Here is a 10,720-nt window from a genome sequence, read left to right as displayed (position 1 = left end):
TGCTCATAAAGCCTTTAAAGGTTGAATCATGAGGAGCTACAATTGATTGGGTCGCCATCTCGGCCTCGTCTTGGTTCATAAGATGACGAGATACTAACCAATATTTTTGCAAGTGTGAGAAAAAGTTAGTCCTAATTACCGCAAATTACTTGACAAGCTAACTTGTTGTTATAAATAACTTTACTAACTTATTCCATTCATAAAAAAGCCCCTTAACCCGCATATTGCAGCGCTAAGAGGCACTTAATAAATTAGCGTATTTTTTAGCGATTTTTAAAAATTACGAATTGGCGATAAATTGGTTTCGTAGTGTTTGTAACTCATCGCGAACCCGCGCAGCAGCTTCAAATTCCAGATCTTGAGCATGTTTATACATCTGCGCTTCCAGTTGAGAAATACGCCGCTCCAGCTCTTTCGTTGACATGGACTGAACATTAAGCAGAGATTCATCTTTGATGCTCTCTTTACCGCGCCCTTTCCCTTTACCACCCACTTTGTGACCAATCTGGAGGATGTCCCCCACTTTCTTGTTCAAGCCTTTAGGCGTGATACCATGGGCTTCGTTAAACGCCATCTGTTTGGCACGGCGTCGCTCTGTCTCAGCAATCGCTTTTTCCATGGAGTTAGTGATTCTATCCCCATACAAAATGGCTTTACCGTTCAAGTTACGCGCTGCACGACCGATGGTTTGGATCAGTGAACGTTCTGAACGTAAGAAACCTTCTTTATCAGCATCAAGGATAGCCACCAACGAAACTTCTGGCATATCCAAACCTTCTCGCAATAAGTTGATCCCAACCAGTACATCAAACTCACCAAGACGTAAATCACGGATAATTTCAACACGTTCCACTGTGTCGATATCTGAGTGTAGATAGCGAACTCGCTCCCCATGCTCTTCTAAATATTCGGTGAGGTCTTCCGCCATGCGTTTGGTTAGTGTGGTGACCAGCACGCGCTCCTGTTTCTGAACGCGAATACGAATTTCAGAAAGTAAGTCATCCACCTGCGTTGCCACCGGACGCACTTCAATCAGTGGATCAAGCAGCCCTGTCGGCCTAACTACCTGCTCAATCACTTCCTGCCCCGACTTATCCAGCTCATAATTACCCGGTGTCGCTGACACATAGATAGTTTGAGGCGCTAAAGCTTCAAATTCTTCAAAACGCATTGGGCGGTTATCGAGGGCAGAAGGCAGTCGGAAACCATACTCTACAAGAGTCTCTTTACGAGAACGGTCACCTTTATACATCGCCCCAATTTGTGGGATAGTGACGTGAGACTCATCCACAACCAGCAAGCCATCAGCAGGTAAATAATCAAATAATGTTGGCGGTGGCTCGCCCGGTGCACGCCCTGAGAGATAACGTGAATAGTTTTCAATACCTGAGCAGTATCCCAGCTCATTCATCATTTCCAAGTCAAATTGGGTGCGCTGAGTGATCCGCTGCTCTTCCAGGAGCTTATGATTCTCTAGCAGCACTTTGCGCCTATCCGCTAACTCGACTTTGATATTTTCCATCGCCTCAAGGATCCGTTCTCTTGGCGTCACATAGTGAGTTTTAGGGTAAACGGTAAAGCGTGGTACTCTATGTTGAATAGCCCCAGTTAACGGGTCAAACAACGATAATCGCTCCACTTCATCATCAAAGAGTTCAACTCTTAATGCATACTCATCGGATTCTGCTGGGAAAATATCGATTACTTCGCCACGAACGCGGAATGTTCCTCGCGTGAATGCTTGGTCATTACGGGTATACTGCAAATCTGCAAGGCGGCGCAAAATAGAGCGCTGATCAATGATCATGCCATCAGTCAAGTGCAGCATCATTTTCAAATAACTGTCAGGATCACCCAACCCATAAATTGCAGAGACCGATGCCACAACAATGACATCACGGCGCTCAAGTAAAGCTTTGGTTGCAGACAAACGCATCTGCTCAATATGTTCGTTTACCGAGGCATCTTTCTCAATAAAGGTATCTGAGCTGGGGACATACGCCTCAGGCTGATAATAATCATAGTAAGAAACGAAATACTCCACTGCGTTCTCAGGAAAGAAGGCTTTCATTTCGCTGTAGAGTTGTGCCGCCAAGGTTTTGTTATGCGCCATCAACATCGTTGGTCGATTTTCTTGCGCGATAACGTTCGCAATTGTAAACGTTTTCCCTGATCCAGTAACCCCTAGCAAGGTTTGATGAGCAAGACCATCTTCTAATCCTTCTCTTAATTTACGAATCGCCTCAGGCTGATCGCCTCCCGGCTGAAAATCAGAATACAGTTTAAAATCCTTGCTCATAGTTATGCCTCTTTAATAATCTCTCGCCTATGATACTGGATAAAAAACCAGCTTCAAGTGCTGGTGATAAATTTCCTTTTTATGAGGTTGAAATCTGTTTACGAAAATGTTATCCCCAAAATAAAACTTGACCTTTTTGAAAGGAGATATTTTATGCTTTTCGACTTTTAGGCTTTAACGCAAATCTAAATAGAACGCTTGCTTTTATTTAACTAATTGTATTTAAACAAAATTACATAAAAGCCCAGAATCACATCAAATAAAGGCAAAGCCGCTTGTCACCTAGCATTAGAATGGTTTTTGAATGTTAATTCACAAGGTTATCCACAGAAATAGTGGATAACTCTGGAAGCCCTTCCGCCTCATGCACTCCCGTAGCATGCTCATTTTACGGTTTGGCGATAAAATGACAGAAATATGGCGAAATGATGAAAGTGTTTTTACTCTCCATTCGTGACAAAAGAAAAATATTCTGTTTTTTTACGGAAACTACTTAGTATTTTTCCTATGAAACTTGACAAAAAAAGGATCATTAACGTTAAAAAAGATCGGCGAAAACAAGTAAAAGGCGTACTCCCACCATACCTAATTGTATAGCGGGTTTACTAAGATTTTTAAGGGATCTTAAAGATAGGAAAGGTTTAAATATTGCCCTAAAGAATCGGTAGATTGGCTTTTGATATGCGGGATGATCCCTAAGCATGGCGCATCGATCATCCGTTTCAGTGCAGTGAGATATTCTTGTTGATAAGTGCCCGCGGGTTCCACTTCATTCGCAATCCAACCAACTAACGATAACCCTGAGGCTTTCACGGCTTGCGCAGTTAATACCGCATGGTTAATACACCCAAGCTTCACACCTACCACTAAAATCACGGGTAACCGCTGTTCAACCACCCAATCTGCGTAGGTTTGTTCGGCAGATAATGGGGTATACCAACCGCCAGCTCCTTCCACTAACACCCATTCCGCCTGTGCTTGTAGCTGTTTTAGTCCTTGAGTCATCACGGAAAACTCAATGGACTGCCCAGTTTTTTCACTGACAATGTGAGGTGACGTCGGCGCTTCAAAAATGATGGGATTAATTTGCTCATAAGGTACTACGACGCGGCTATTCGCTTGAAGCTGTAGTGCATCGCTATTACGCAAACCTTGTGCGGTCATTTCGCTACCAGAAGCTACTGGCTTATATCCTACGGTTTTTAGCCCTTGCAGATTAGCTGCTTGTAACAATGCACAGCTCGACATGGTTTTGCCAATTTCGGTATCCGTTCCGGTTACAAAATACGTTTTAGTCACGATAAATAATTCCAAATACAGTTTGATAGGTTAATGGCAGCCCTTTCTCAGTACTTGGATATACTGAGCTGAGTTGCTGCAAACGCTGACGAGTCATCAGCCCCGCTTGGCGACCCGCAGTTAAGTGAGTTGCACCGATTCCCTTCACTGAATTAAGTAATTCAATGAGGTTCGAAAAATAGAGAGTGTCCGCTTGTTGATAAAGTTGGCTACGCCAGCCCTGACAGCTCTTAACAATGTTTGAGTAGGGTAAAAAACGGTTTACATGAGGGGAATCATCCAACGCTTTCCAAGCCGCCGAAAGCTCGCCAAGGGAGTGCTCCGCTAAGGTGGTAAAACCGATAATTCCTCCTGGCTTTGTCACGCGGTATAACTCACCCAGAGCATGAGATAAATCATCGCACCACTGAATGGCCAAATTCGAAAATACCCAATCAAAACTGGCATCCTCAAAAGGAAGCGTATCCATATCCCCACACACATAACAGTGCGCCGATTGCTTGTTTCGCGCGACATCTAGCATGCCCGCAGAGAGGTCAAGCGCCGTCACATGCGCTCCCGTCTGTTTGATAATTTGGCTAAAAAACCCTGTTCCACAACCTGCATCTAATACCTGTTGAGAAAACATAGGCGTCTCTATTACCCCGTGGCTTTCTAATAAGCTAAGCAGCTGCTTACCGCTATTTTGTTGATAGCTAGCCAGAGAATCATAGCGAGAGGCTGCACGCCCAAATGCCGACGCTATCTTGGCTTTTTCTTGCGTATTTCGCGATAAACTCGTCTCATCATGATACAAAGACAAATTCATTGAGTGCCTCCAATAATTTGTCGATATCTTCTTGCTGGTGGGCAGCACTTAGTGTCATGCGTAATCTGGCACTCCCCGGAGGAACCGTTGGTGGTCTAATTGCTTGAACCCAAATGCCTTTCTCGCGCAAAAATTGTGATAACTGCAAACTCTTTTCGTTATCCCCGACAATTAACGGTTGGATAGCTGTATTTGAATCCACCAGATGCATATCCGGTAAATTAAGCTGGCGCTTAAAATAGTGAATATTGCGCTGTAATTGAGCCCGCTGTTCATCCGCTTGTTGAATTTCTCCTACCGCCGCCGAGATAGCAACGGCTTGAGCTGGAGGCATTGAGGTGCTGTAAATAAGGTGACGAGCCGCTTGAATTAAAAAGTCCGCAGTGCGTTCATCACACAACACCGCTGCCCCGCTAACGCCAACGGCTTTACCAAAAGTGGCCACGAGAATATCGGGCTTAATACCATATTCATCACAACTACCACGCCCTTGCTTGCCCCAGATCCCAAGTCCATGAGCATCATCCACCATCAACCATGCATTGTGAGCGTGAGCCAGTGTTTGCAGTTCATCAAGTGGTGCACTGTCCCCATCCATGCTGAACACCCCTTCCGTCACTACTAACGTTTTCGCTGTATGGGGCTTGCTGATTAATTTTTCTAAGGAATCAACGCTATTGTGGCTAAAGCGTCGTAACTGGGCTTGGGAATGCATCGCCCCTTCTAACAAAGAAGCATGGCTGAGTTTATCAGCCAGAATACGGTCTTCCGCCGTCATTAACGCGGTGATCAAGGCATGGTTAGCGGCAAAGCCAGAAATAAACAAAATGGCACGTGGATAGCCTAGCCAATCCGCCAGCTTCTGCTCCGCTTGGTGATGAGCGTGAGTGAACCCCGTGATATGTCCAGAGCCGCCACTTCCTACTCCATACTCTTGCGCACCTTGCTGCCAAGCACGGATAATTTCAGGATGTTGGCTCAGCCCTAAATAATCATTCGACGAAAAATTCAGGTAGCTTTTGCCTTGAAAATGGAGTTCCCGACCAGAGCTTTTTTCAATACATCTGCGCTCACGCCATGCAGAAGCGTCTTTACGCTTCTGCAATTGGCTATCGATAAACGATGTCCAGCCCATCAGACTGCCGCATTATAGAATTGCGGATTGTCAGCGGTTAACAGTGTTTCTGCCAGTTTCGCTGCTTGTAGATCTTCCCCGTCTTCCATTTCGATACGTTCAGGGTTGATATTCAGCTTTTTAAACAGCGCAATATCTTTGTTTTCATCAGGGTTTGGCGTGGTTAACAGTTTGCAGCCATAGAAAACAGAGTTCGCACCCGCCATAAAGCACAACGCTTGAGTTTGCTCGTTCATATGTTCGCGACCTGCGGATAAACGCACATAGGAGCTTGGCATCATGATCCGCGCCACTGCAATGGTACGAATAAAATCAAATGGATCGACATCTTCATTATCAGCCATTGGAGTGCCTTCAACCTTCATCAACATATTGATAGGCACGCTCTCTGGTGGTTTTGGTAAGTTAGCCAGCTGCACGAGTAATGCCGCACGGTCACTGACTTTTTCACCTAAGCCCAAAATCCCACCCGAGCAAACTTTAATTCCCGCATTACGCACGTTATCTAGCGTATCTAAACGATCTTGGTAAGTTCGCGTGGTGATAATATTGCCGTAATATTCCGGTGAGGTATCAAGGTTATGGTTATAGTAATCCAAGCCCGCGTCCGCTAAACGACCCGCTTGCGAATCATCAATCATCCCCAGCGTCATGCACGTTTCCATGCCTAACGCTTTCACTTCCTTGACCATCATTTCAAGGTAAGGCATATCACGCTCTTTCGGGTTACGCCATGCAGCCCCCATACAAAAACGCGTAGAACCGGCATTTTTGGCTTTTTTCGCCGATTCAACCACTTGCTGGACTTCCATCAAGCGCTCAGTTTCTAAGCCTGTTTTATACCGCGCACTCTGAGCGCAATACTTACAATCTTCAGGACATGCCCCTGTTTTGATAGACAGCAACGTGCTCACTTGCACTTGTTGCGGGTCAAAATGTTGGCGATGTACTTGCTGTGCTTGAAATAGTAATTCGAAAAACGGCATTGAAAACAGTTCGTTAGCTTGTTTTATTGTCCAGTTTTTTACTGAACATTGTTTTAGTTGGCTCACGGGAACTCTCCAGTTGAAAAAGTTGTTGCCAGTTTAAATATTGCGATTATCATGTCAACTAAATGATCTAAAAAAAGTTGACGAAAGATAATAATGGACAGTTGTGATATTGCTTTTGATGCCAAGCACATTTGGCATCCTTACACCTCAATGAGCCACCCTATTCCTGCCTATCCAATCGTTGCCGCAGAAGGTGCGGAGCTGATTATGGAAGATGGTAGAAGACTGATTGACGGGATGTCATCGTGGTGGGCAACCATCCATGGCTATAATCACCCAGTGCTCAATCAAGCGGTCACCGACCAACTAGCGAAAATGTCTCACGTGATGTTCGGGGGCATTACCCATCCACCCGCCATTGCATTATGCAAACAACTGGTTGCCATCACCCCAGAGCCACTCGAGTGTGTTTTTCTTGCGGATTCTGGCTCAGTCGCCGTAGAAGTTTCCTTAAAAATGGCGCTGCAATACTGGCAAGCTCGCGGTGAAAAACGCCAGCGAATCCTCACATTACGTCATGGTTACCATGGCGATACTTTTGGTGCGATGGCGGTGTGTGATCCTGACAACTCGATGCACGGTTTATACAAAGGTTATTTACCGCCCCATATTTTTGTCGATGCACCTCAGTGTGGTTTCCATGACGAGTGGAATGAAAATGATCTTCAGCCACTCAAGCATCAACTTGCCGAAAATCATCAGGACATTGCCGCGATCATCCTCGAACCTATCGTTCAAGGTGCGGGAGGAATGCGTTTTTATCATCCTAATTACCTCAAAGGCGTTCGTGAGCTTTGTGACCGTTACGGATTACTGCTCATTGCGGATGAAATCGCCACAGGGTTTGGTCGTACCGGAAAGTTATTCGCTTGCCAGCATGCGGAAATTTCACCTGATATCATGTGCCTAGGAAAAGGTTTGACGGGAGGGTATATGACGCTCTCTGCCACTATCGCAACCCGTCATGTGGCTGAGACAATAAGTAATGGAGAAGCAGGCTGCTTTATGCACGGACCGACCTTTATGGGAAATCCATTAGCCTGTGCCGTTGCCAATGCCAGTTTGAAATTATTGCTAGAAAGCCCATGGCAAGAGACTGTTGCCAACATTGAGCAGCAACTGAAAACGGAGTTACTTCCCCTTGCCCGTTATTCCTGTGTTCAAAATGTTCGGGTGCTAGGCACTATTGGTGTGATTGAGATGAAGCAGTCGGTCAATACGGCCGAATTGCAGAAAATTTTTGTGGCTGAAGGGGTATGGGTACGCCCATTTGGTAAGCTTATTTATGTGATGCCGCCGTATATTATTACCCCAGAGCAGCTAAGCAAAATAACTCAAGCAATGGAAAAAGTGCTTACCGCGTAATGAAACCTGTCGCTGGGTTATTCACACAGCGGCAGGCTTATCAACCATTAACGGAATGTCACCCACATACAGCCTGTAGAGGCTTTATAACGCGCTAATTCAGTTAATTTTCCAGTGATAGAGTCAATCTCTGACACGGAAATATGATCGGATTTTTGTCCGCTTGACACCAAGAAACGCCCTGATGGGTCAATGTTAAAACCACGAGGCTGCGCTTGTGTTGGGTAGCGTCCAACTAAACTTAACTCGCAACCATTCTCAGAAACTTGATAGTGAGCTAAGTAACTCTCTGAACGTTCACTCGCATATAAATAACGACCATTTGGCGTGATATGAATATCCGCCGCCCAACGCTGGCTCTGATTCCCCTCTGGATACAATGCTACATTCTGCATTTCACGGTAACGCGTAAATTTATGATAAACGTTGATCGTGGAATCCAGTTCATTCAAGCAGTAAATCACTTTTTCTCGAGGGTGTAGCGCTAAATGACGAGGTCCTGCTTTTGGCGCTGTCGTGATTTGATCGGCGGTGGCTTCGGTAAGATAACCATTGTTTGCCAAATCAAATAAACGAATATGATCTTCGCCTAAACATGGTACCCACAGCTGCTGATTATCAGCGTCCATATGGGATGAATGCGGATGGCGTAATCCTTCGATGACCTGAATTGGAGCCCCAGCAACGCCGTCACTACCAATCGGTAATACGGCTAAATTGTGCTGGTGGTATGAAGGGACAAACAGGAATTTACCGCTATTATCCAGCGATAAATGCACAGGTTTTCCTGGTACGCAGGTTTGTGCTTTAAAACGTAATGTACCTTGAGGTTCAATATCATAGGTCACAACACTCAGGTGAGGCCCGACCCCGATATACAGATGCTTTTTATCGTGGCTCACCACCATTGGCTGCACTTGCCCCGGTGTACTCACGGTTTGCAGTAGTGAAAGTTCACCCACTTGATTCATCGCCCAAACGTGAATTTGTTGGGTTTCTGGGCTGGCAACATAAACAACCTGATCCATCCTGACTCCTTGATTGATAGTAAAATCATCGAATGAAATGATTGACTGACTATACCGAAAAAAAATCAAATTGCCGCTAAAAAACCAAATTACGGTTAAAAACCCAATAACCACTAAAAACCTGCGCCGCACAGTTTAGTGTATAAACACTAATCAACTTCAGTTATCATAAAGCCCTAAAATGAATCCGAAAAAATCATATGGAGTCGTTTATGTCATACCGTGTTATTGCCCTTGATCTCGATGGAACGCTACTTGATCACCAGAAAAAAATTCTGCCCGAATCTTTAGAAGCTCTGAATGAAGCCCGTCGACAAGGGGTCAAAGTCATCATTGTGACAGGTCGCCACCATGTGGCCATTCATCCGTTTTATCAGACGCTTGACTTAGATACCCCCGCAATTTGCTGTAACGGTACCTATCTGTATGACTATTTAGGTAAAAAAGTCTTAGAGTCGAACCCAATGACGGTCGATTCTGCCGCCTTACTGATTGATAAACTGCGTGGCTCCGATATTCAACACTTAATGTATGTCGATAACGCGATGCTGTATCACACGAAAACTGAAGGTGTGACGCGTACATTAAATTGGGCGCAATCTTTACCTCAACACCAGCGTCCAACTTTCGAATTTATCGAAGATTTCGCTCATGCGCTCAATCAGTATGAATATATTTGGAAATTTGCAGTTACCTCGCCAGATCACCAACGCCTGCACGATGTTGTTCGTGAAATTGAGTCAGAATTGGACTTAGATTGCGAATGGTCATGGGAAGATCAGGTGGATGTGGGTCGCAAAGGTAATAGCAAAGGTCAGCGCCTGAAAGAATGGGTCGAAGCCCAAGGCATGAGCATGAATGATGTGGTTGCTTTCGGCGATAATTTCAATGATTTAAGTATGCTAACCACAGCAGGTTTAGGAGTTGCTATGGGAAATGCAGTTGATGAAATCAAGCAGCAAGCCAAGTTAGTGACTCGCGTTAATACCGAACCCGGTATCGCCGAAGTGATCCGTAAATATGTTTTGTAAAACATCATTCTGGCTAACTTAAAGATGTCTATATCCGCATAAAAAGAAAAACCGCTTACGCGGTTTTTCTCCCTTCCTAAAGGAAGTATCCGACCAATTCTAGAATTGAACGCATTAGATCGAGAATTAATGTAATTAATTTCAACATGTTCAACCACCTTAGATATCTTTCGACATCAAAGATGTGCGACTAATCTGCTTACCTATACAACTAGCCCCTACAGAATTCATCCTGTTTAAATTTGAAGCATCACACATAGAATTAAGGCTTTCAGGTCGCCAAACCTGAGGGACTAGTTATAGTTATACAAATTCATAATCTATAACCTAACCAACTGAAATAGTTAAATTTAAAGGAAACAGTAAATAACTTTCTCTATGGTGATATCACAAATTTATCAATCTAATTCGGAGTATGTGGCGTATACTTAGTAGGCAGGAATTTGCAATTGATTCTCAGTTTCGTTATACTTGGCCTGTTTAAATTTGAAGCATCACACAGAATCGCTGGCAAGTGATTCTGCATAAAAACCTCGCAACGCCAAGCGAGGTTTTTTATTTTTTATCTATAGAGCTTACCAACAAGCTGCAAGTCTAAATCATAGATACGTTTACTAGCTAATGAAATCAACAACGCTGCGGTGTGAAGAACGACTCGGAGCAAGGCTCTAAGTTATTCGCATTGCAGCTAGGCGACAAATTC

At 44.5% G+C, this 10,720-nt stretch carries 8 protein-coding genes; 2 read left to right on the top strand and 6 right to left on the bottom strand.

Features of this window, described 5'->3' with window-relative positions:
* Window positions 1-280: 280 nt before the first annotated feature.
* From uvrB to bioB, 5 genes are all read right to left on the bottom strand, one after another.
* A complete protein-coding gene (gene uvrB, locus GKR71_RS00735) occupies window positions 281-2,299 on the bottom strand; it encodes an excinuclease ABC subunit UvrB (protein WP_154610170.1) in 2,019 nt (672 codons plus the stop codon).
* A gap of 624 nt (window positions 2,300-2,923) precedes the next feature.
* Window positions 2,924-3,598, bottom strand: a complete 675-nt coding sequence (gene bioD, locus GKR71_RS00730; protein ID WP_036949783.1) for a dethiobiotin synthase — start codon at window positions 3,596-3,598, stop codon at window positions 2,924-2,926.
* On the bottom strand, window positions 3,591-4,406 hold the full coding sequence (gene bioC / locus GKR71_RS00725) for a malonyl-ACP O-methyltransferase BioC (protein ID WP_036949785.1): 816 nt from the start codon (window positions 4,404-4,406) through the stop codon (window positions 3,591-3,593). The genes bioD and bioC overlap by 8 nt, the downstream gene beginning before the upstream one ends.
* On the bottom strand, window positions 4,384-5,541 hold the full coding sequence (gene bioF, locus GKR71_RS00720; protein WP_154610169.1) for an 8-amino-7-oxononanoate synthase: 1,158 nt from the start codon (window positions 5,539-5,541) through the stop codon (window positions 4,384-4,386). Before bioF ends, bioC begins: the two co-directional genes overlap by 23 nt.
* Window positions 5,541-6,527 carry a biotin synthase BioB gene (gene bioB, locus GKR71_RS00715; protein WP_051422575.1) on the bottom strand — a complete coding sequence of 329 codons (987 nt, stop codon included), beginning with the start codon at window positions 6,525-6,527 and terminating at the stop codon, window positions 5,541-5,543. Before bioB ends, bioF begins: the two co-directional genes overlap by 1 nt.
* Window positions 6,528-6,686: 159 nt before the next feature.
* Here bioB and bioA point away from each other — a divergent pair, with 159 nt between their 5' ends.
* Entirely contained in the window at window positions 6,687-7,958 is a 1,272-nt protein-coding gene (bioA, locus tag GKR71_RS00710; RefSeq protein ID WP_154610168.1) for an adenosylmethionine--8-amino-7-oxononanoate transaminase, read from the top strand.
* A gap of 47 nt (window positions 7,959-8,005) precedes the next feature.
* Here bioA and pgl read toward each other — a convergent pair whose 3' ends face one another.
* A complete protein-coding gene (gene pgl / locus GKR71_RS00705) occupies window positions 8,006-8,986 on the bottom strand; it encodes a 6-phosphogluconolactonase (RefSeq protein ID WP_036949793.1) in 981 nt (326 codons plus the stop codon).
* Between the two features lie 212 nt (window positions 8,987-9,198).
* On the opposite strand from pgl, the gene GKR71_RS00700 reads away from it, so the two are divergent.
* Window positions 9,199-10,017, top strand: a complete 819-nt coding sequence (locus tag GKR71_RS00700; protein WP_036949795.1) for a pyridoxal phosphatase — start codon at window positions 9,199-9,201, stop codon at window positions 10,015-10,017.
* Window positions 10,018-10,720: the final 703 nt, after the last annotated feature.

This window comes from Providencia sp. wls1922, assembly GCF_009706505.1.
In the GTDB taxonomy this organism is placed as follows: domain Bacteria; phylum Pseudomonadota; class Gammaproteobacteria; order Enterobacterales; family Enterobacteriaceae; genus Providencia; species Providencia lanzhouensis.
This window is presented reverse-complemented; position numbering and strand designations above follow the sequence as displayed.

What these genes read in the sequence shown, in the direction of transcription:
- uvrB (WP_154610170.1), bottom strand. Translation starts at nt 2,299, where the DNA reads ATGAGCAAGGATTTTAAACTGTATTCTGATTTTCAGCCGGGAGGCGAT.
- bioC (WP_036949785.1), bottom strand. Translation starts at nt 4,406, where the DNA reads ATGAATTTGTCTTTGTATCATGATGAGACGAGTTTATCGCGAAATACG.
- bioF (WP_154610169.1), bottom strand. Translation starts at nt 5,541, where the DNA reads ATGGGCTGGACATCGTTTATCGATAGCCAATTGCAGAAGCGTAAAGAC.
- bioB (WP_051422575.1), bottom strand. Translation starts at nt 6,527, where the DNA reads ATGCCGTTTTTCGAATTACTATTTCAAGCACAGCAAGTACATCGCCAA.
- bioA (WP_154610168.1), top strand. Translation starts at nt 6,687, where the DNA reads ATGGACAGTTGTGATATTGCTTTTGATGCCAAGCACATTTGGCATCCT.
- pgl (WP_036949793.1), bottom strand. Translation starts at nt 8,986, where the DNA reads ATGGATCAGGTTGTTTATGTTGCCAGCCCAGAAACCCAACAAATTCAC.
- GKR71_RS00700 (WP_036949795.1), top strand. Translation starts at nt 9,199, where the DNA reads ATGTCATACCGTGTTATTGCCCTTGATCTCGATGGAACGCTACTTGAT.